Here is a 20,384-nt window from a genome sequence, read left to right as displayed (position 1 = left end):
TGCACACATGGCGAACACTCGGCACATCGACCCCGGTGCCATCGTGGTGTTCGGCGGCCGAAGTGAGATCGGACTGCAGGTGGCACGCCGCCTCGCCGCCGGGCGCACCGTGGTGCTCGCGGCACGCCGGCCCGACGACCTGGTCGAGGAGACGGCGACGCTGAACGCCGCCGGGGCCACCGAGGTGATCGCCGTCGCGTTCGACGCCGACGACACCGACACCCACACCGCGCTGGTCGATCGCCTGATCGCCGATCACGGACCGATCGCCGTTGCCATCGTTGCCTTCGGCATTCTCGGCGATCAGCAACGGGCCGAACACGACGTCACCCACGCACTGCAGATCGCGCACACCGACTACGTCGCGCAGATCAGTGTGCTCACACCACTGGCCAACGCGATGCGCGCGCAGGGATCGGGCACCATCATCGTGTTCTCGTCGATCGCCGGGGTGCGGGTGCGCCGCGCCAACTACGTGTACGGCTCGACGAAGGCGGGACTCGACGGCTTCGCCGGCGGCCTGGCCGACGCCCTGCACGGCAGCGGGGTGCGATTGCTGCTGGCCCGTCCCGGTTTCGTGATCGGTCACATGACCGCGGATCTGATGGCCGCGGGCACGCCACCGGCGCCCATGTCGGTGACCGCCGATCAAGTCGCCGACGCAGTGGTACGGGCGTACCGCAAGGGCCGGGGCGAGGTGTGGATTCCCACGGCCTTGCGGCCGGTGGCGTTCGCCATGCGTCTGATGCCGCGCGCGATCTGGCGTCGGCTGCCACGATGACCGTCGATCAGCCGATCTCCACCCGCTTCGTCGTCGTCGGGATCGGCGCGGACGGGTGGAGCGGACTGTCGGAACGGGCGCGAACGGAGTTGCGTGGCGCGTCGGTCATCTACGGGTCACGGCGTCAGCTCGATCTGATCGAACGCGTCGACGCCGAGGTGATCTGCTGGCACACCCCGATGTCGACCCACCTGGCGTCGGTGCTCGCCGAGCACATCCGGCCGGTGGTGCACATCCTCGCCAGCGGCGACCCCATGTTCCACGGTGTCGGCAGCTCGGTGGTCAAATCGGTGGGTGCGCAACGTGTCACGGTGATCCCCGCGGTGTCCAGTGTGAGTCTCGCGTGCGCGCAGCTCGGGTGGGACCTGGTGGACACCCGGGTCATCACCACCCTGCGCGGCGACGTGCACTCGGTGATCCCCGAACTCGCCGACGGCCGGCGCCTGCTGGTACTGAGCCGTGACGGGCACACCCCGGCCCAACTCGCCGAGGTCGTGACGGCGCAGGGATTCGGCTGGTCGACGCTGACGGTGCTCGAACAGCTCGGCGGCCCCCGGCAGACTGTGGTGGAAGGACTCGCCCGCAGTTGGCGCCACCACGACCTCGACCCGTTGAACATCGTCGCGATCGCGTGCATCGGGCCTCGCGGCAGCAATGCGCCCGGACGTGGCGACGATGAGTTCACCCACGACGGACAGATCACCAAGTCGCCGGTGCGGGCGCTGACGGTCGCCGCACTCCGGCCCGGTGGCCCACAACTGCTGTGGGACATCGGTTCTGGATCGGGCAGCGTCGCCATCGAATGGCTGCGGGCCGATCCCGCCGGGCACGCCATCGCCTTCGAACGCCACACCGGCCGCGCCGGCCGCATCGCCGAGAACGCGCACCGGCACGGCGTGTGCGGCGCACTGTCGGTGCGTGGCGAGGTGCCCGCGGCGCTCGCCGCAGCCCCGGACCCCGACGCCGTCTTCATCGGCGGAGGTCTGGACGAGGAGGTGATGGCCACCGCGTGGGAGGCGTTGCTCGAGGGCGGGACGATGGTCGTCAACGCGGTGACCGTCGAGTCGCAGCAACAGCTCACCGCCTGGCATCGCGCCCACGGCGGTGTGCTGCGCCGCATCTCGATCGAGACGGTGGAACCGCTCGGGTCGATGACCACCTGGCGGCCCGTGCTGCCGATCGTGCAGTGGATCGCCGAGAAGCCGTGACCGTCTACTTCATCGGCGCCGGACCGGGCGCCCACGACCTGATCACCCTGCGGGGTGCCCGCATCCTGGGCGAATGCCGAACCTGCCTCTACGCGGGATCGCTGGTGCCCGCCGAGATGCTGCAGGCGTGTCCGGCCGATGCGGTGCTCATCGACACCGCCCGGATGCCGCTGGCCGAGATCATCGGTCACATCGAGACCGCCCATCGTGCCGGGCACCACGTGGCGCGCCTGCACTCCGGCGACATCTCGCTGTATTCGGCGTTCGCCGAACAGCATCGCGCGCTACAAGAGCGGGGCATCGACGTCGAGATCGTGCCCGGAGTGCCCGCGTTTGCCGCCGCGGCCGCGGCCCTGGATACTGAACTGACCGTGCCCGGGGTGGCGCAGAGCCTACTGATCACCCGGGTGTCGACGCTGTCCACCGACATGCCGCCCGGCGAGGAACTCGACCGACTCGCGGCCACCGGGATCACCCTCGCCCTGCATCTCGCCGCCCACCGAACCGCGGAACTCGTCGAGGTGCTGACGCCGCACTACGGCCCCGACTGCCCGACGGCAACGGTCGCGTTCGCCTCGCGACCCAACCAGCAGATCGTGCGATGTACCCTGTCGGAGCTTCCGAAATCTCTGTCCGACAGCGGCATTCGGCGCACCGCCGTCATTCTTGTCGGACCGGTGCTGGGTTCGTCGGACCAGCGCACACCCACCGACAGCTATCTTTACTCCCACGCCCGGATGGCTGCGTTGCGTGCCGACCCCGCCACGCACAGGGATCACCCGTGACCGCGCAGGTGCTGCTGCTCGGCGGTACCAGCGAGGCACGCGAGCTCGCGGGTCGGCTGGATGGACGGGGGATCGGGGTGATCAGCTCACTCGCCGGCCGGGTCGCCGACCCCCGACTGCCGGTCGGGGAGGTCCGCATCGGAGGTTTCGGCGGGATCTCCGGGCTGCGGGAATGGTTGCGCGAGCACGACATTGCCGCGATCGTCGACGCCACCCACCCGTACGCCACCACCATCAGCGCCCACGCCGTCGCGGCAGCCACGGCCACCGGCACACCGCTGCTCCGGTTGCGGCGACCCGCCTGGACGCCCGGACCCGACGACGCGTGGCATGTGGTGCCGACCATCGCCGACGCGGCCGACGAGGTCGACCGGAGTGGCGGGCGCGTCTTTCTCACCACCGGCCGTCAGGATGTGGGCGCGTTCACCGAGATCACGTCCGCCTGGTTCCTGATCCGGGTGGTCGACGCACCCGACACCGCACTGCTGCCCGCCCATCATCGGCTGCTGAGGTCGCGCGGACCCTACCGCGCCGACGACGAGGCCACGCTGATGCGCACGCACCGAGTGGACACACTGGTCACCAAGAACAGCGGCGGCGCGCTCACCCGAGGCAAACTCGACGCGGCCCGGCACCTCGGGGTGCGGGTGATCATGATCGACCGTCCCGACGAAACCGGTGGCGAACCAACCGTTTCCGATGCCGATGCGGCCGCCGACTGGGTCACGGCCACACTGGCGGACCGGCATGTCGAACGGGCCTGAGTCGCTCGTCAGCCGTCGTGGTGGCGCGGGGTGAACACCAGCCGCCCCCCGGCACGCTCGACGACGCGGGTGGCCGAGGATCCGACGATGATCATCGTGCGCATGTCCACCGACGCCGGGTCCAACTCGCCGACCGTGGTGACCTGCAGGTCCTGTTCGGGACCTCCCACGTCGCGTCCGAGGATCAGCGTCCGGTCGGCGGACACGGTGTCGATCAGGATCTCTCGTAGCCGCGGCACCTGCCAGGTGCGGCTGCGCGATCCCGGGTTGTAGATCGCCACCACGAGGTCGGCGCCCACGGCAGACCGGATGCGTTCGGCGATCACATCCCACGGTTTGAGCCGGTCGGACAGCGAGATCACCGCGAAGTCGTGACCCAGCGGTGCGCCCACCGCCGCGGCCACGGCCGTCGCTGCGGTCACCCCGGGCACCACGCGTACCGGCACGTCGGTCCACCGCGCTTCGGCGGCCACCTCGGCGACGGCCGAGGCCATCGCGAACACTCCCGGATCGCCCGACGACACCACTGCCACCCGCGCACCGCGTGAGGCGAGATCGAGCGCGAACTCGGCGCGCTCGGCCTCCACCCGGTTGTCGCTGGCGTGCACGCGTTGCCCCGGGCGCGGTGTCAGCCGTGCCAGATACGTCTTGTACCCCACCAGATCGGTGGCCGCGGCGAGCTCGGCACGCACCTGCGGCGTGGTCTGATCGGCCGCTCCCGGGCCCAGACCCACCACCACCACCTCACCTGATGTGGCAACGGAAGACGGGGTGGCGAACCGCGGATTGTTGCGACGACCGGGCACCACGACCATCGAGAAGTAGGGGACCTGCGCGGGATCGACCTCACCGACCGGGGCGACGCGCTGCACCGCGGTGGATGCCCGCTCGACGTACCAGGCCTCGTCGAGGCGACCCGCGCGCGTCAGCGCTTCGCGCACGGTCGCGAACGTCCTGCCGAGTTTGAGAACGGCGATCGCGTCCGCACCGGCGAACAGCGCGATCAGTTCGTCCGGGGGCAATGTCCCGGGAACCACCGTGAGGGTCTCGTCGCCCTCCACCAGCGGGATACCGACCGCGGCCGACGCCGCGCTCACCGACGTCACACCGGGCACGATCTCGGCGGGGAACTCGGCGGCGAGCCGTTTGTGCATGTGCATGTACGAGCTGAAGAACAGCGGATCTCCCTCCGCGAGCAGGCACACGTCGCGGCCGGCCCGCAGGTGCGCGGCGAGCCGCTGCGCCGACTGCTCGTAGAAGTCGTCGAGGGCCCCGCGATAGCCGCCGGGATGATCGGTGGTCTCCGTGGTCACCGGATACATCAGGCGTTCCTCGATCTGCCCGTCCCGCAGGTAGGGCGCCGCCACCGCGCGGGCGATGCTGTTGCCATGGCGCGCACAGTGATACGCGATCACCTCGGCGTCACCGATCACGCGGGCGGCCTTGACGGTGACCAGTTCGCTGTCGCCGGGACCCAGCCCGACGCCCCAGAGTGTGCCGGGTGGGGAAGAGTGCACGGGTGTGGTCATCGGACGCTCATTCCTGCGGGCTGGCCAGCGCATTGAGCGCGGCGGCGGTGATCGCCGATCCGCCCCGGCGCCCGGTCACCGTGATGAAGTCGAGGTCGGTGCGCGCGGCCAGGGCGGCGCACGATTCGGCTGCCCCGACGAACCCGACGGGTGCGCCCACGATGGCCGCGGGGCGGGGGGCGCCCGCATCGATCAGGTCGAGCAGGGCGAACAGCGCGGTGGGCGCGTTGCCGATGGCCACCACGGAGCCGGCCAGCCGGGGCAACCAGAGGTGCACCGCAGCCGCGGTACGGGTGGTCTGCAGGCGTTCGGCGAGATCGGGGACGCCCGGATCGTGCAGCAGGCACAGCACCTCGTTGTCGGCGGGCAGCCGGCGCCGGGTGACACCGGCGGCCACCATGGTGGCGTCGCAGAAGATGGGCGCCCCGCCGCGCAGCGCCGCGCGCGCCGCCCGAACCACTCCGGCGGTGGCCACCACATCGTGGGGGAGGTCGGTTTGCCCGCAGGCGTGGATCATCCGAACCACCACACCGGCGACGTCATCGTCGAACGCCGACAGATCCGATTCGGCGCGGATCATCGCAAAGGACTGTCGGTAGATGGCAGCGCCGTCGCGCAGGTACTCGGTCATCGTGGTCTCACCCTAGACACCGCTCACGGTGCCGGAGCCCGGCGGTATCCACCGGGTGACGCCTCCACGCGGATGTGCGGCCGTTTCGGCGACCCGCATCCGCGGTCGCATCCCACCCAGTGCTCGCGCGCGGTCACCGGCTCACCCGACTCCACCCTGGCGGTGACGTCGGCGCGGACCGGCGCGAGCGATCGCGCACACCCCGGCGCGCCCACACAGCAGGTGATCCGGGCCCACGGTGATGCGGCGTCGAAGATGAGGCCCATCGGGGCCAGCACCCGCACCACGGTGTCGGCGACGCCCTCGCCGAGGTCACCGATGAGGATCTCGCGGTGCGGGGTGATGATGATGGGCGCCCCGATGGCCGCCAGGAACTCACCGAGCCGCGCCGGGAGCCTGCCGTGCGCCACCACGGCACCGAGGAGCACGCGGCCGTCGTCCTGGTCGAACCAGCCGACGATGGGGCTGTCGGATGACCGGCCCTCAGGCACCGCCCCGTCGGACTGCGGCCCATCGGGCACCTGTCCGACGACGGGATCGAGACGACCGCGAACACGGTCGAGCAGGACGCGCCGGGGCTGCTCGGCGAGGTCGGCGACGCGCCACGCGGAGGAGTCGATGTCGGTGAGGTCGTGTGCGACGTCGAGCAGGGCTGGGGCCACCGAGTCGATAGCCGGCACCGATCCCACCGGTTCGCCGTCGACGATCACGTCGAAGCGCACCTCGCCGGTGCCGATCCGTCGGGCTGCGGCCGCGACGTCGGGACGGCCGCCGACGATGTCGCCGCGTCCGTCGTCGAGACCGAACAGGAACCGGCCGGACAAACCCGCGAGTGCGGAGTCGGCGCGCAGCCGTTCGTCGAGGTCGGTGGCCAGCGGCCGGACGTCGACGTGTCCGCCGATCCGCCCGGTCAGTGGGCTCACCTCGATGTTGCGCGCCTTCTCATGGCTCGAACTGGGCACCAGCCCGGTCGCGGCGATCGCCGCGCCCGCACCCTCGACGTCGGAAATCCCGCGGATCTGGAGATTGCCCCGCGCGGTCAATTCGAGGTGACCGTCGCCGAAGGACGCGGCCACGTCGGCCAGGGTGTGCAACTGCTCGGACCCGATTGCTCCCCCGACCAGGCGAATCCGTGCCACCGCGCCATCGGCCGCGGGATGTGGGCTGAACACGCCCGGGCATCGGTCGCGGACGGAGCGGGCGTCGGGGGCACTCACCGTTTCAGCCTACGGCGGGTTCTGGTGGGGGTGGTCGCTGCACTAGGCTGAGCGCACACGAGGTGTGCGGAAGCCGGTGCGATTCCGGCGCGGTCGCGCCACTGTGACGCGGGACCGTTCATCGTGTCTCGCGGAGCCAGACCCGTCACCTCGTATCCCCGAGTTCCGCGATATCACCGTCCGGGCGCGACATCCCGGTGAGGAGTGCCGATGATTCTGCTGTTGTCGACGTCGGATACCGACCTGATCACCGCGGACGCGTGCGATGCGCCCTACCGCGTGGCCAACCCGTCGCGGCTGCTTCTCGACGACGTACCGGCCATGGTCGCCGCCGCGGATCTCACCATCGTCCGCATCCTCGGCGGCCGGCGGGCCTGGGAGGAAGGGCTCGACACGGTGCGCTCGGTCGGCACACCGGTGGTGGTGCTTTCCGGTGAACAGCAGCCCGACCCGGATCTGATGGCTCTCTCGACGGTGCCGGCCGGGGTGGCCGCCGACGCGCACAACTATCTCGCCTTCGGCGGCGTCCCGAATCTGGTGAACCTGCACAACTTCTTGTCCGATACGGTGCTGCTCACCGGTCTGGGTTTCGAACCGCCCGCGCAGACGGCCGAATGGGGCGTCCTCGAACGGGATGCCGCCGACCTTCCCGACGACGCACCGGTCATCGGCGTGCTCTACTACCGGGCGCAACACCTCGCGGGCAACACCCGCTACGTCGACGCACTCTGCGCGGCCGTCGAAGCGCGGGGGGCGCGGGCGCTGCCGATCTTCTGCGCGTCGCTGCGCACGGCGCCCGACGATCTTCTCGACCTGCTCGGCACCGCCGACGCGCTGGTGGTGACCGTACTCGCGGCCGGCGGCGCCACCCCCGCAACCGCGTCGGCCGGCGGCGACGACGACGCCTGGAACATCGAACGTCTCGCCGCACTCGACATCCCGATCCTGCAGGGACTGTGCCTCACCGGCCCGCGTGCCGAGTGGGCCGACGGTGACGACGGGCTGTCCCCCCTCGACGTCGCCACCCAGGTGGCGGTACCCGAGTTCGACGGCCGCATCATCACGGTTCCGTTCTCGTTCAAGGAGTTCGACGACAACGGGCTGCCCTGGTATCAGCCCGACACCGAGCGATGCGCACGCGTCGCCGGCATCGCGATCGCGCACGCCCGCCTACGGCGCATCCCCACGGCACGACGGCGGGTGGCCATCCTGCTGTCGGCCTATCCCACCAAGCACGCCCGCATCGGCAACGCGGTGGGTCTCGACACGCCGCGCAGCCTGCTGCGGCTGTTGCAGGCGATGCGTGCCGCGGGCTACGACATCGGCCCCGACTCCGGCACCGGCGCCATTCCCGGCCTCGCCGAGGATGATTCGGACGCGCTGATCCATGCCATCGTCGATGCCGGCGGTCAGGATCCGGACTGGCTGACCGAGGAAACGCTGGCCGCCAACCCGATCCGGGTGGGCGCCGAGGACTATCGCCGATGGTTCGCCACCCTCCCCGACGGCCTACGGACCGCCGTCGAGGAGCACTGGGGTCCAGCCCCCGGCGAGCTCTTCGTCGACCGATCCGGCCGCGACGACGGCGAAATCGTGGTGGCGGCACTGACATTCGGCAACATCGCGATCATGGTGCAGCCGCCGCGTGGCTTCGGCGAGAACCCGGTGGCGATCTACCACGACCCCGATCTGCCGCCGTCGCACCACTATCTGGCCTCCTATCGGTGGCTGGCCGGCCGCACCGGAGACGAGTCCGACATCCCCGGCTTCGGGGCCGACGCCGTGGTGCATGTCGGCAAGCACGGCAACCTGGAGTGGCTGCCCGGAAAGACCCTGGGCATGTCGGCCGACTGCGGGACCGACGCGGCACTGGGCGATCTACCGCTGATCTACCCGTTCCTCGTGAACGACCCGGGGGAGGGGACCCAGGCGAAACGTCGCGCGCACGCCGTGCTCGTCGATCACCTCATCCCGCCGATGGCCCGCGCGGACAGCTACGGCGACATCGCCCGCCTCGAGCAGCTGCTCGACGAGCACGCGAACATCTCCACCCTCGATCCGGCGAAGCTGCCCGCCATTCGGCAGCAGATCTGGACACTGCTCACCGCCGCCAAGATGGATCACGACCTCGGGCTCGCGGAGCGGCCCGACGAAGACGTGTTCGACGACATGCTGCTGCACGTGGACGGCTGGCTCTGCGAGATCAAGGACGTGCAGATCCGCGACGGACTCCACGTTCTCGGTGAACCGCCCGTCGACGACGCCGAGGTCGACCTGGTGCTGGCGATGCTGCGGGCCCGGCAGTTGTGGGGCGGCACCGCGGCGCTGCCTGGCCTGCGCGAAGCACTCGGACTCGTCGAGAACGCCGAGACCCCGCGCACCGAGGTCGACGCCGTCGAACACACCGCCCGCGAACTGGTCGCCGCCTGCGCGAAGGGGGAGTGGGGCGAGAACGCGGTGGCCGACGCCGCCGCCGGTCATCCGCCCGCGGTGCGCGACGTGCTCGAGTTCGCGGCCACCGAGGTGGTTCCGCGTCTGCGGCAGACCCGGCAGGAGATCCCGCAGGTCCTGCACGCCCTCGACGGCGGGTTCATCCCGGCCGGACCGAGTGGCTCGCCGTTGCGCGGCCTGATCAACGTGCTGCCCACCGGCCGCAACTTCTACTCCGTCGACCCCAAGGCGGTGCCCTCGCGGCTGGCCTGGGAGACCGGGCGGGCCATGGCCGACAGCCTCCTCGAACGTTATCTGCGTGATCACGGGGAGTATCCCGCGTCGGTGGGTTTGTCGGTGTGGGGGACCAGCGCCATGCGTACCTCGGGTGACGACATCGCCGAGGTGCTCGCGCTGCTCGGCGTGATGCCCGTGTGGGACGAGGCCTCGCGGCGGGTGCGCGACCTCGAACTGATCGACCTCACCGAACTCGGCCGTCCGCGCATCGACGTCACGGTCCGGATCTCCGGCTTCTTCCGGGATGCCTTTCCCCACGTGGTCACGATGCTCGACGACGCGGTGCGTCTGGCCGCCGGCGCCGACGAACCCGCCGCACAAAATCACGTCGCCGCGCACACCGCCGCGGCACTGGCCGAACACGGCGACGCCCGCCGCGCCACCACGCGCATCTTCGGGTCCAAACCCGGCACTTACGGCGCGGGTCTGTTGCAGCTGATCGATTCGCGGGACTGGCGCACCGATGACGACCTCGCCCGCGTCTACACCGAGTGGGGCGGCTACGCGTACGGCCGGGAACTCGACGGTGTCGCCGCGGTAGACGACATGCGCTCGGCCTACACACGGATCGCGGTGGCCGCCAAGAACACCGACACCCGTGAACACGACATCGCCGACTCCGACGACTACTTCCAGTACCACGGCGGCATGGTGGCCACGGTGCGAGCGCTCACCGGACGTTCGCCGGAGGCTTACATCGGCGACTCCACCCGCCCCGATGCGGTGCGCACGCGCACCCTGTCGGAGGAGACGAGCCGGGTGTTTCGTGCCCGGGTGATCAACCCACGCTGGATCACCGCCATGCAGCGGCACGGATACAAGGGGGCGTTCGAGATGGCCGCCACCGTCGACTACCTGTTCGGCTACGACGCCACCACCGGAGTGGTGGCCGACTGGATGTACGAGAAGCTCACCGAGTCGTACGTGCTCGACGAACGCAACCAGGAGTTCATGAACCAGTCGAACCCCTGGGCCCTGCACGGCATCGCCGAACGGCTTCTCGAAGCGGTCGAGCGCGACATGTGGGAGCAACCGCCCGCGGAGATGCTCGACCAGTTGCGCGCGGTGTACGTGCAGGCAGAAGGTGAGATCGAGGACCGCACCGGCTGACGACGCGCGTCGTCCGGGAGCGAGTGGAGCAAAATCGCGCCGTCGTTCGTTACACAGGGAAGAATGAACGGATCCGGACGAAACGGCCGTCGCAACGGGGCGGCCACGCCGGATCGGAGAAAGGCAACAACGACCATGCGATTCCCCTACGCACTCGTCTACCTGGTGCTCGAGATCGCCGTCTTCGTCGCGCTGGTCATGACGCTCGGCATCGCCTGGGCCGTCCTCATCACGATTCTGGCCACCTTCTTCGGCTTCCTCATGCTGCGGTGGCAGGGCCGTAAGGTCTTCGCCGAATTGCGCAAGGCCTCACGTAACGAGGTGGACGCGCGCGGCCCTCTCGTCGACACCGCGGTGGTCGGCGCATCGTCGGTTCTGCTCATCGTCCCCGGCCTGGTCTCCACGGTGTTGGGCACTCTGCTGCTCATCCCCGGGGTCCGCACGGCCGTCCGCCCGCTCGTCGTCGCCATGGGCACCCGCACGATGATGAAATCGATGGACCGTGCCGGCCTCTACGCCACCGGTCTCTACCGCGACCGCACCGTGATCGACGGAACCGTGATCGACGGCGACACCGTCGCGACGAGCTTCACCGATCCTGGTGACGCCCGGGGATCGGCCACCCCGCAACTGCCGCGGGGGCACTGAATCCCTGACCAGCCCGACAGGGCAGACTGAACACTCGTGGCAACCGAACTGCTCCTGCGCGGTGCCGTTTACTCACCTTCCGCGCCCGACGCCACCGCGATGGCGGTGACCGACGGCGTCGTCACCTGGGTCGGCGCCGACGACGTCGGGCGAACCCTGCATCCCGACGCGACGGTCACCGACCTCGACGGTCGCTTCGTCGCACCCGGGTTCGTCGACTCGCATGTGCATGTCACCTCCACCGGACTCGCGCTGCTCGGCCTGACACTCAACGACGCCACCGATCGCCGCGATTGCTTAGGGCGGCTGGCGGCCGCCACCGCCGACGCCGCCGACGGTGACCTGATCTGGGGACTCGGCTGGGACGATTCGACATGGGCGGCAACCGATCCCGCCGACCGCACACACCCGAGCACCGCCGACATCGACGCGGTGGTCGGCAACAGGCCGGTCTACCTCGCGCGGGTCGACGAGCATTCGGCGCTCGCCTCCACCGCCCTGCGCCGCCTCGTCCCCGACCTGGAATCGGCTGCCGGGTTCGACCCGGACGGCCCACTGATCGCCGACGCCCACCACCTGGTGCGCACCATGGCGTGGCAACTGGTCACCCCGGCGATGCGCACCCGGGCGCAACGGTGCGCCCTCGATGCGGCTGCGGCCGCCGGCGTGGTGGCCGTCCACGAGAACGGTGGCCCCGAGATCAGCGGCCTCGACGACTTTCTCGCGCTCGCCGACCTCGACCATCCGGTGCAGGTGCGACGCTATTGGGGGCAGGCGGTCGAAAACGCCGAACACGCACACGAACTGATGGCCATCACCGGGGCCGATGCGCTCGGCGGCGATCTGTTCATCGATGGCGCGATTGGTTCGCACACCGCGTGGCTCACGCGGCCCTACACCGACGAACCCGATGTCGGGGGCATCTCTTTCCTGGGATACGACGACATCCACCGCCATCTCCACGCCTGCACCGTGGCCGGTGTGCAGGCCGGTTTCCACGTGATCGGTGACGCGGCAACCGAAGCTGTGGCCGCGGCATTGGACGCACTGGCCGCGGAGTTGGGCACCCCGGCCGTCGCCGCACGCGCGCACCGCCTCGAGCACGCCGAGATGGTGTCAGCCGCACACGCGCAGGTTCTGGGTCGGTGCGGTGTGATCGCGTGCATGCAGCCGGGTTTCGACGCCGTGTGGGGAGGCCCGGGGGACCTGTACGCGCAGCGGCTGGGCGCTGAGCGGGGCGCCTCCCTCAACGATTTCGCGACCATGGCGAAGGCCGGTGTGGCCTTGGCGTTCTCCTCGGATTCACCCGTGACTCCCATCGATCCCTGGGCCGTGGTGCGTGCCGCTGTCCACCACCACCAGCCGCGCAGCGCGATCTCGGCTCGTGCCGCGTTCGCCGCCTGCACCCGCGGCGGGTGGCGGGCCGGGGCGGTCAACGACGGCGTCACCGGCACGCTGGTTCCGGGGGCCCCCGCCAGCTATGCGGTGTGGGAGGTCGACGAACTCGTCGTCGCCGGGTCGCACGCCGACGTGCAGCGCTGGTCGTTGGACCCGCGGTCCCGCGTACCCGCGCTGCCCGATGTCTCCCCGGGAGCCGACCTGCCCCGCTGTGTGCGGACGGTGCATCGCGGCCGGGAGCTGTATCGCGGGGCGGGCTGGTGACGGGCGACTCCGATACTGCTGCGCAGCGGGTCGGCGGCGGCACCCGTGTGCACGAGCCGGATCTGCCCGGACCCGCCGAGCGCGGCGACACATCCGCCCACGGTCGATGGACCGTGTGGTCGGTGCGTACTGTCGCCGCACTACTCGGCGGATTGGCGATGTGGTCGGCATTTCCGCCGCGCAACTGGTGGTTCATGGCGGTCGTGTCACTCGGTGTGTTGTTCGCGGTGCTCGGTGCGGGCGCCGTGCGTGTCCGCACCGGCGCGTGGCTGGGTTTCGTCTTCGGCGCCGGATTCTTCATCCCGTTGCTGCCGTGGATCGGCGTGTACGTCGGCCCGCTGCCGTGGATCGCGCTGTCCTTGGTGATGGCCGGCTATCTGGCGCTGTTCGGTGTGGTGGCGGTGACCACCATGCGTCTGCCGTTCCCGCCCGTCTGGTTCGCGCTGTCGTGGGTGACGATCGAGGCCCTGCGGTCGTCGTTTCCCTTCGGCGGATTCCCCTGGGGCCGCACGGCGTTCAGTCAGGTCGACGGACCGTTGTTGCCGCTCGCCTCAGTACTCGGCGCCCCGGGGGTGTCGGCTGCGGTGGCCCTCTTCGGTGCGTCGTTGGCCTGGCTGGTCCTCCTTCTCCTCCGACGCGTCGCCCACGGATACCGGACCCCCGCCCGGGTGGCCGCTCTCGCGGTCGTGTTGGCGCTCGTCGGGCCGATCGCGGCGATCGCGCTGACCCCCGACACCGTGGACCGCAACGTGTCGTCGGCCTCGGTGCAGGTAGCCGCGATCCAGGGCAACGTGCCGCGCCTGGGACTGGACTTCAACGCCCAGCGCAGGGCCGTTCTCGACAACCATGTCCGAGAGACGCTGGCACTGGCTGCCAAGGTGCGTTCGGGACGAGTCGAACAGCCCGATTTCGTCGCATGGCCGGAGAACGCGTCGGACATCTCGCCGCTGACAAACCCCGACGCCGCTCAGGAGATCACCGACGCGTCCGAGGCGATCAACGCCCCGATCCTGGTGGGCACCCTGCTGATGAACGCGGACGGCCGGCCCACCAACACGGTGCTGGTGTGGGACGGCGAGCGGGGACCGGTCGCGCGGTACGACAAGCACATCGTCCAGCCGTTCGGCGAGTATCTACCGTGGCGACCCTTCTTCCGCATGTTCTCGTCGTATGCCGACATGGCCGGCAACTTCCGTCCGGGAGCGGGGTCGTCGGTGCTCGACGTGCCCGGTCGCTCCGGAAAGGTGCAGGTGGGCGTGTCCACCTGCTGGGAGGTGGCCTTCGATCGTTCGGCCCGCACCGCCGTCGAGCAGGGTGCGCAACTGCTCTACGTGCCCACCAACAACGCCACCTTCGGCCGCACCGACATGACCTATCAGCAACTGGCGATGTCGCAGTTCCGGGCGGTCGAACACGGACGAGCGGTTGTCGTCGCAGCCACCAGCGGGGTCAGTGCGATCATCGAACCCGACGGTTCGATCTCGGCCGAGTCGGGGATCTTCACCCCGGCGATCCTCAGTCACCGGTTACCGTTGCATTCGTCGAAAACGCTGGCCACGACCCTGGGACCGTGGCCGCAGGTGCTTGCCGTACTCGCGACGATCGCGGCGCTTTTGGTGCTGGTGGCGCGGCGTTATAGGTTCACCTTCAAGCCTTTCGGGGGTTCGCGACGCACGCCGGACCCGCGAAAGCGGACAGGCGAGAAGTCGGAGGACATCGGTGACAGCGGACAATGATGCATCGGCGGGAACGGCGGTTCCCGATCCGCTCGTGGCGGCGGACGGAAACGGCGCCCTCGTCGTCATCCCGACGTTCAATGAACGCGATAATCTTCCGCTCATCATCGCTCGCCTGCAGAAGGCACTGAGTGGCATCCATGTGCTGGTTGTCGACGATTCGAGTCCCGACGGCACCGGCGAGGTGGCCGATGAACTCGCCGAAGCCGACGACGCGCATCGCATCCACGTGCTGCACAGGCTCGAGAAGGACGGCCTGGGCAAGGCATATCTGGCGGGATTCGCGTGGGGCCTCAAACGTGAGTACGAGGTGATCATCGAGATGGATGCCGACGGCAGCCACGCGCCCGAGCAGCTCTACCGGCTGCTCGACGCGGTCAATGCGGGCGCCGACCTGGCGATCGGCTCGCGGTACGTGCCCGGCGGCAAGCTGGTGAACTGGCCCCGACACCGCGAAGTGCTCTCCCGCGGAGCCAACACCTACGCGCGCCTGGCCCTGGGCTCCAAGGTCAAGGACATCACCGCGGGCTACCGGGCCTACCGTCGCAAGGTGTTGGAGAGCATCGGACTGGAGACGGTGGAGTCGGCCGGATACTGCTTCCAGATCGATCTCGCCTGGCGGACCATCCGCGCCGGTTTCGATGTCCGTGAGGTGCCCATCACCTTCACCGAACGCGAGATCGGTACTTCCAAGATGAGTGGCGGCGTGATGGGAGAGGCGTTCTTCATGGTGGCCCGCTGGGGAATCGACAACCGTCTGACCCAACTCGGCATCAAACGGTCCTGAACGTCGACAACACGTCACCTGGGCGACAGAAAACCGGGGTGGAGCCATCGGCTCCACCCCGGTTCTGTGATGTCGTTGCGTCGTGATCGCGCAGCGGGTCAGCTACTGATCCCCCTGCGGCGTTGTTTGAGCAGGTCGAGACGCTCATTCAACAGCACGTCGAGTTCTTCCTCGCTGCGCCGCTCCAGCAACATGTCCCAGTGGGTGCGGGGGGGCTTGCCCTTCTTCTCCTCGGGCTCGGCCCCCTCGAGCAGAGTGCCCTCCATGCCGTTCTTGCACGGCCACTTCGACGGCACCTCGGCGTCGTCGGCGAAGGGCACGTCAAAGATCTCGCCGTTGTCGGTGCGGTACTGCACGATGCGACGTGGCGCGAGATCGTGATCACGGTCGGTCTCATAACTCACCGCACCGAGGCGGCTACCACGAAGTACCCGATCTGCCATGCCGGTGTCCTCTCCCTTGACTTTGAACACATCTATTCTACGCGCCTGAACCGGGTGTCTCGGACATCTCCGGGTACGGTCGGGTGGTGACCCCCATTCGACCCACCTCTGCGGCGCGCAAACCGTACAACTGTGCGTGGTGCGGGCAGAGCATGGTCGACTCCGAGATGGGACGGCGACGCAAGTACTGCAAGCGGTCGTGCCGCCAGCGCGCCTACGAACAGCGAGCGCTCACCGAGGGCACCGCCATCCCCGCCGACGCCCTCATCCTCACCCGGGCAGAGGTCGACGGCCTCGGCGACCGACTATTCGCACTGCGGTGTGCGACCGAGGATCTGGCCACCGCGGTGGTCGAGCGGGCCTCCCACGACACGCTCACCGTGCTGGCCGACGAGGTGCTCACCCTCGCGCGAGAAGCCGAACGGCTCCGGTGATCATCCGCACCTTCGGACTGTCCACTCTGGTGACGGTCCTGGCGCTGGTCGTCGCCTACTTCTATGGCGGCTGGGAGGCCCTGGTGCTGTGCGCCATCCTCGGCGTTCTGGAGGTCTCGCTGTCGTTCGACAACGCGGTCATCAACGCCACGGTCCTCGAACGGATGAGCGCGTTCTGGCAGCGCATGTTCCTCACCGTCGGCGTGGTGATCGCGGTGTTCGGGATGCGTCTGCTGTTCCCGCTGCTCATCGTCTGGATCACGGCCGGCCTCGACCCGGTCGAGGCATTTCGGCTGGCGATGAATCCGCCGCCGGGCGACGCCGCCTATTTCTCCGACGGCAGTCCGAGCTACGAGACCATTCTCACCGAGGCGCACCCGCAGATCGCGTCGTTCGGCGGCATGTTCCTGTTGATGTTGTTCCTCAACTTCGTGTTCAGCGACCGCGAGATCACCTGGTTGTCGTGGCTGGAACGGCCGCTCATCAGGATCGGCAGGCTCAATCAGCTGCCCGTGGTACTCGCCGCGATCACACTCGTGCTCGTCGGCGAGTTTCTGGCCTCCGACGCGATACGGGCGACGGTACTGATCTCCGGCCTCCTGGGCCTGATCACCTACCTACTCGTGGACGGACTCAGTGCGCTGTTCCACACCGACGACGAGACCGGCTCCGGCCCCACCGAGATCACCAAGGCGACCGGCAAGGCGGGGTTCTTCCTGTTTCTCTACTTGGAGGTCCTCGACGCGTCGTTCTCCTTCGACGGTGTGATCGGCGCCTTCGCGATCACCGCCGACCCGATCATCATCGCGCTCGGCCTTGGCTTCATCGGTGCACTGTTCGTCCGGTCGATCACCATCTTCCTGGTGCGTACCGGCTCGTTGGCCCAATACCGCTACCTCGAACACGGCGCGCACTGGGCGATCGGCGCGCTGGCCACGATCCTGCTGATCAGCGTGCGCTACCACATCAACGACGTGGTGACCGGGCTCATCGGCGTCGTGTTCATCGGCGCCGCGTTGTTCAGCAGCGTCCGGGCCAACCGCCGCGAGCACGCTCGCGCCGGCTGACCGACACGCACCATCGGCGTAGGTGGTCGGGTCCTACGGCTAGGACTCGCGTAGCTTCTGCCCGCGACGCCGGAACGCCCAGATGAAGTAGGCCACCGCGGCGAACACCACCACCGCGATGATGGCTCCCCACAGCGTGGACGCGCGGAACCCGGGTGCCTGCACGTCGAAGATCCGCTGACCGGCATGGGCGGCGCTGCCGCCGCCGAGCACCACACTCAGGGTCAGCAGATTGGGGATCGCCGCCGCGACCCCGAGGAGGGCGAGCAGGACGGTCGGCACGTTCTTCCACCGGCCGCGCAGCAGCACGGCGAAACCGATGAGCAACAGCGGCACGAAGGTGCACACGAAGCCGAGGGAGAGGCCGGTACCGATACCGCGGCCGAAGGAGCCGTCGACATTGCGACCGATGACGCCGGCCCACCAGCGGGGGAGGAACGCCGCGAGGATGAAATAGACGACCACTGCGGCCACCAGCGAGACCAGCACGATCGCTGTGGTGCGGCTCCATCCCCGGACGCGATCACCGAAGCTGCGTGACGCGGTCGCGGCGGGGGTGGCTGCGGTGGCGCTGTCGGCGGCCGAACCGCTCGCGGAGGGGACCTCGGTGGGCGAATGATCCGGTTTGCCCGGATTCGCGACGGGATGGTCTGCCATGGGTCCGAGTGTAGGGTTCCGGGGCGTCGGTCGAGCGCGGACGAGTGATCGCGACACGCCGGGTTCCGGGCGATCATCTACTGACCACGCTTGCGGGTTTCGTTTTGGCGAACGCTGCGTAATAAGCCCGAACAAGTCGGAATCCCCGTGTACAAAGGACTCATACGGCGACGAGCAAATGGTGGGCACCTCCACTCGTATCGCTTCCCCCCGCACGTTCTGGTGAATTGAGTTCCGCATGGACACCAAGCAGAAGCAGATGCTTGACTTCGAGACGAATTGGTACGCCCTCGGCGGCGGCTCCTCACGGGCCATCACCGAACGCTTCGGCCTTTCCGATCGTGACTTTTTCACCGAGATCAAACGCCTCATCGACACCGCGCCGCCGTCGACGCTGACTCGCACGCAGCTCGCCCGGATGCACGAGGTCATCCGGCGCAGGCTCTGGATGGCCCGCTGAGCGAACTCCGGCGCATCGCCCGGCCGGGCCGATGCCGGGGCACCGACCATGGCAGCGTTCTCCGACGACGATCTCGACGAGTTCTATCGCCGCATCGAACACCGAACCAGCCTCCGGGCGACGCCGCGTTCGCGTCCCACGAAACCGACCCCCGGCGTATGCCCCACCCCGGACAAGGACGCCTTCGACACCGTGTCCGCCGCGGACGCTGCGGCGGCCCGCATCCGCGCGCTCCGGGCAACCGCGCCCCGGCTGCGGTCCTACGAGTGTGTCTGCGGCGCATGGCATATCACGAGCAGTCCGGATCTGGCTCGCCCCGCTGCCGACCGCCCCGATCCCGGCAGGCGACGACGGCGGCGGTGACGGGTGGCCTTACCGTCGTCCACAGATGAGCTGGCTCAGCCGAACCGCTCGGTCCGGATCCGTCCCGGATCGTGGCCGGCGCGCACCATCCACGACGCACACTGCTCGACGAAGAGCGTCGGACCGCAGATGAACACGGTGGGGGAGACATCGGCGGGCAACGTCCGCGCTGCGACCTCCTCCTCCGTGATCCGGCCGGGTGGGCGGGACTCGTCGGATGCGGCGGTACGGGTGTAGATCAGATCCACGGGCAGACGCCGATGTGTGGTCAGCAGGTCCAACTCGTCCCGGAAGTATCTCCGTTCGGGACTCCGGACGGAGTACAGGAGCCGAAACGGTGTTGCAGGGGACAGGATTTCGCGGTCGCGGATCATCGACATGAGGGGCGCGATGCCCGAGCCCCCCGCGATGAGCTGCACCGGACGGCCATCGCGGTGATCCCAGGTGAACCAGCCCCCGTTCGGACCGGTGATCTCCAATGGGTCGCCGTCGCGTACCTCGTCGACGAGGTAGGGCGACACCTCCCCGTCCTCGAGTCGTTCGATCGTCACCTCCACCACCGATTGCTCACGCACGTCCGACAACGAGTAGGTGCGAGCTGTGGAGTACCCGTCGGCGGCGGTCAGCCGGATGTCGACATGCTGTCCAGGTAGCGCCGTCATCGGCTCCGAGAGCGCGAGCCGCAGCGAACGGGCGCTCGGTGTCTGGTGCACCGAGGAGATCACGGTGGTCAGTTGCCAGTGCACGGTCAGGAGTAGCGCTGCTCGCGCCAGGGGTCGCCGTACATGTGGTAGCCACGACTCTCCCAGAAACCGGCGGTGTCGTGCGGCATGAACCGAAGTCGGCGAACCCATTTCGCGCTCTTCCAGAAGTACAGATGCGGCACCAGCAGCCGTACCGGACCGCCGTGTTCGGGGGCCAGCGGCTCGCCGTCGTAGGTGTCGGCGAGCCACGCCTGGCCGTCCCGGAGGTCGGCGAGAGGCAGATTGGTGGTGTAACCGCCGTAGCAGTGGGCCATCACGAAATGGTCGGCAGGCCACGGAAGAATCTCCAGGATGGCGTCGAATGACACTCCACGCCAGCGTGTTCCGAACTTCGACCAGCGGGTGACGCAGTGGATGTCGGTGGTGATGTCGGTGTGCGGCAACGCCCGGAAAGCCGCCCAGTCGAGAGTGTGGGCGCGGTGAGCCGACGATTGCAGCGTCAGCGACCATGTGGCAGGCGTGATCACCGGCGTCGGTTCGGCGGAGAGCACCGGAAAGTCAAGGGTGGTGTACTGGCCCGGTGGTAGTCGGTCGGCGTCGCGGTCACGCCGACCGACGAATCCCCGGTTGACGATGGCCATGGCACGAGTCTACGCACTGGGCCGGTGCTG

20 protein-coding genes are annotated in these 20,384 nt (G+C 69.0%); 13 read left to right on the top strand and 7 right to left on the bottom strand.

Features of this window, described 5'->3' with window-relative positions; all coding sequences use genetic code 11:
• Nucleotides 1–7 precede the first annotated feature (7 nt).
• From ACWDSI_RS08865 to ACWDSI_RS08850, 4 genes are read left to right on the top strand one after another with little or no spacing between them, the layout of a single operon-like run.
• A complete protein-coding gene (locus tag ACWDSI_RS08865) occupies nt 8–781 on the top strand; it encodes an SDR family NAD(P)-dependent oxidoreductase (RefSeq protein WP_449746302.1) in 774 nt (257 codons plus the stop codon).
• On the top strand, nt 778–1,989 hold the full coding sequence (gene cbiE / locus ACWDSI_RS08860; protein ID WP_449746301.1) for a precorrin-6y C5,15-methyltransferase (decarboxylating) subunit CbiE: 1,212 nt from the start codon (nt 778–780) through the stop codon (nt 1,987–1,989). Before ACWDSI_RS08865 ends, cbiE begins: the two co-directional genes overlap by 4 nt.
• Nucleotides 1,986–2,774, top strand: coding sequence for a precorrin-4 C(11)-methyltransferase (gene cobM, locus ACWDSI_RS08855; protein ID WP_449756315.1), 789 nt, complete (start codon nt 1,986–1,988; stop codon nt 2,772–2,774). Before cbiE ends, cobM begins: the two co-directional genes overlap by 4 nt.
• Nucleotides 2,771–3,538, top strand: a complete 768-nt coding sequence (locus ACWDSI_RS08850) for a cobalt-precorrin-6A reductase (RefSeq protein ID WP_449746299.1) — start codon at nt 2,771–2,773, stop codon at nt 3,536–3,538. The genes cobM and ACWDSI_RS08850 overlap by 4 nt, the downstream gene beginning before the upstream one ends.
• Before the next feature lie 8 nt (nt 3,539–3,546).
• Here ACWDSI_RS08850 and cobJ read toward each other — a convergent pair whose 3' ends face one another.
• Genes cobJ through cobG form a run of 3 tightly spaced genes read right to left on the bottom strand, consistent with a single transcriptional unit; the run spans nt 3,547 to nt 6,915 of the window.
• Complete coding sequence (cobJ, locus tag ACWDSI_RS08845) at nt 3,547–5,067, bottom strand: precorrin-3B C(17)-methyltransferase (RefSeq protein WP_449746298.1); 1,521 nt, start codon at nt 5,065–5,067, stop codon at nt 3,547–3,549.
• 7 nt (nt 5,068–5,074) lie between these two features.
• Complete coding sequence (locus tag ACWDSI_RS08840; protein WP_449746297.1) at nt 5,075–5,698, bottom strand: precorrin-8X methylmutase; 624 nt, start codon at nt 5,696–5,698, stop codon at nt 5,075–5,077.
• Between the two features lie 23 nt (nt 5,699–5,721).
• Nucleotides 5,722–6,915, bottom strand: coding sequence for a precorrin-3B synthase (cobG, locus tag ACWDSI_RS08835; protein WP_449756314.1), 1,194 nt, complete (start codon nt 6,913–6,915; stop codon nt 5,722–5,724).
• Nucleotides 6,916–7,125: 210 nt separating this feature from the next.
• Here cobG and cobN point away from each other — a divergent pair, with 210 nt between their 5' ends.
• The 5 genes from cobN to ACWDSI_RS08810 all read left to right on the top strand — a co-directional run bounded on the left by cobN (nt 7,126) and on the right by ACWDSI_RS08810 (nt 15,585).
• Nucleotides 7,126–10,752 (top strand): cobaltochelatase subunit CobN, encoded by a 3,627-nt coding sequence (cobN, locus tag ACWDSI_RS08830; protein WP_449756313.1) that lies wholly within the window; start codon nt 7,126–7,128, stop codon nt 10,750–10,752.
• A 135-nt stretch (nt 10,753–10,887) separates the two neighbouring features.
• Nucleotides 10,888–11,400, top strand: coding sequence for an FxsA family protein (locus ACWDSI_RS08825; RefSeq protein ID WP_449756312.1), 513 nt, complete (start codon nt 10,888–10,890; stop codon nt 11,398–11,400).
• A gap of 36 nt (nt 11,401–11,436) precedes the next feature.
• Entirely contained in the window at nt 11,437–13,062 is a 1,626-nt protein-coding gene (locus ACWDSI_RS08820; protein ID WP_449746293.1) for an amidohydrolase, read from the top strand.
• Between the two features lie 158 nt (nt 13,063–13,220).
• Nucleotides 13,221–14,798 carry an apolipoprotein N-acyltransferase gene (lnt, locus tag ACWDSI_RS08815; protein WP_449756340.1) on the top strand — a complete coding sequence of 526 codons (1,578 nt, stop codon included), beginning with the start codon at nt 13,221–13,223 and terminating at the stop codon, nt 14,796–14,798.
• On the top strand, nt 14,782–15,585 hold the full coding sequence (locus tag ACWDSI_RS08810; RefSeq protein WP_449756311.1) for a polyprenol monophosphomannose synthase: 804 nt from the start codon (nt 14,782–14,784) through the stop codon (nt 15,583–15,585). Before lnt ends, ACWDSI_RS08810 begins: the two co-directional genes overlap by 17 nt.
• A 98-nt stretch (nt 15,586–15,683) precedes the next feature.
• Here the strand turns inward: ACWDSI_RS08810 and ACWDSI_RS08805 are convergent, their stop codons facing one another.
• Nucleotides 15,684–16,028: an RNA polymerase-binding protein RbpA gene (locus tag ACWDSI_RS08805; RefSeq protein ID WP_449746291.1), complete on the bottom strand. Its 345-nt coding sequence runs from the start codon at nt 16,026–16,028 to the stop codon at nt 15,684–15,686.
• A 152-nt stretch (nt 16,029–16,180) separates the two neighbouring features.
• Here ACWDSI_RS08805 and ACWDSI_RS08800 point away from each other — a divergent pair, with 152 nt between their 5' ends.
• Nucleotides 16,181–16,462, top strand: coding sequence for a hypothetical protein (locus ACWDSI_RS08800; protein WP_449746504.1), 282 nt, complete (start codon nt 16,181–16,183; stop codon nt 16,460–16,462).
• Nucleotides 16,459–17,529 carry a DUF475 domain-containing protein gene (locus ACWDSI_RS08795; protein WP_449746290.1) on the top strand — a complete coding sequence of 357 codons (1,071 nt, stop codon included), beginning with the start codon at nt 16,459–16,461 and terminating at the stop codon, nt 17,527–17,529. The genes ACWDSI_RS08800 and ACWDSI_RS08795 overlap by 4 nt, the downstream gene beginning before the upstream one ends.
• Before the next feature lie 39 nt (nt 17,530–17,568).
• Here ACWDSI_RS08795 and ACWDSI_RS08790 read toward each other — a convergent pair whose 3' ends face one another.
• Nucleotides 17,569–18,186: a hypothetical protein gene (locus ACWDSI_RS08790; protein ID WP_449756310.1), complete on the bottom strand. Its 618-nt coding sequence runs from the start codon at nt 18,184–18,186 to the stop codon at nt 17,569–17,571.
• Between the two features lie 238 nt (nt 18,187–18,424).
• Here ACWDSI_RS08790 and ACWDSI_RS08785 point away from each other — a divergent pair, with 238 nt between their 5' ends.
• Both ACWDSI_RS08785 and ACWDSI_RS08780 read left to right on the top strand, forming a co-directional pair.
• A complete protein-coding gene (locus ACWDSI_RS08785; RefSeq protein WP_449746288.1) occupies nt 18,425–18,646 on the top strand; it encodes a DUF3263 domain-containing protein in 222 nt (73 codons plus the stop codon).
• A 48-nt stretch (nt 18,647–18,694) separates the two neighbouring features.
• A complete protein-coding gene (locus ACWDSI_RS08780; RefSeq protein ID WP_449746287.1) occupies nt 18,695–19,009 on the top strand; it encodes a hypothetical protein in 315 nt (104 codons plus the stop codon).
• Between the two features lie 35 nt (nt 19,010–19,044).
• On the opposite strand, the gene ACWDSI_RS08775 is transcribed toward ACWDSI_RS08780, so the two are convergent.
• On the bottom strand, nt 19,045–19,755 hold the full coding sequence (locus ACWDSI_RS08775) for a ferredoxin reductase (protein WP_449746286.1): 711 nt from the start codon (nt 19,753–19,755) through the stop codon (nt 19,045–19,047).
• A 2-nt stretch (nt 19,756–19,757) separates the two neighbouring features.
• A complete protein-coding gene (locus tag ACWDSI_RS08770; RefSeq protein ID WP_449746285.1) occupies nt 19,758–20,354 on the bottom strand; it encodes a sulfite oxidase-like oxidoreductase in 597 nt (198 codons plus the stop codon).
• Between the last annotated feature and the right edge of the window lie 30 nt (nt 20,355–20,384).

This window comes from Gordonia sp. NPDC003429, from assembly GCF_053588575.1.
Note: the sequence above shows the minus strand (reverse complement) of the source record. Positions and strands in the feature narration are given on the sequence as shown.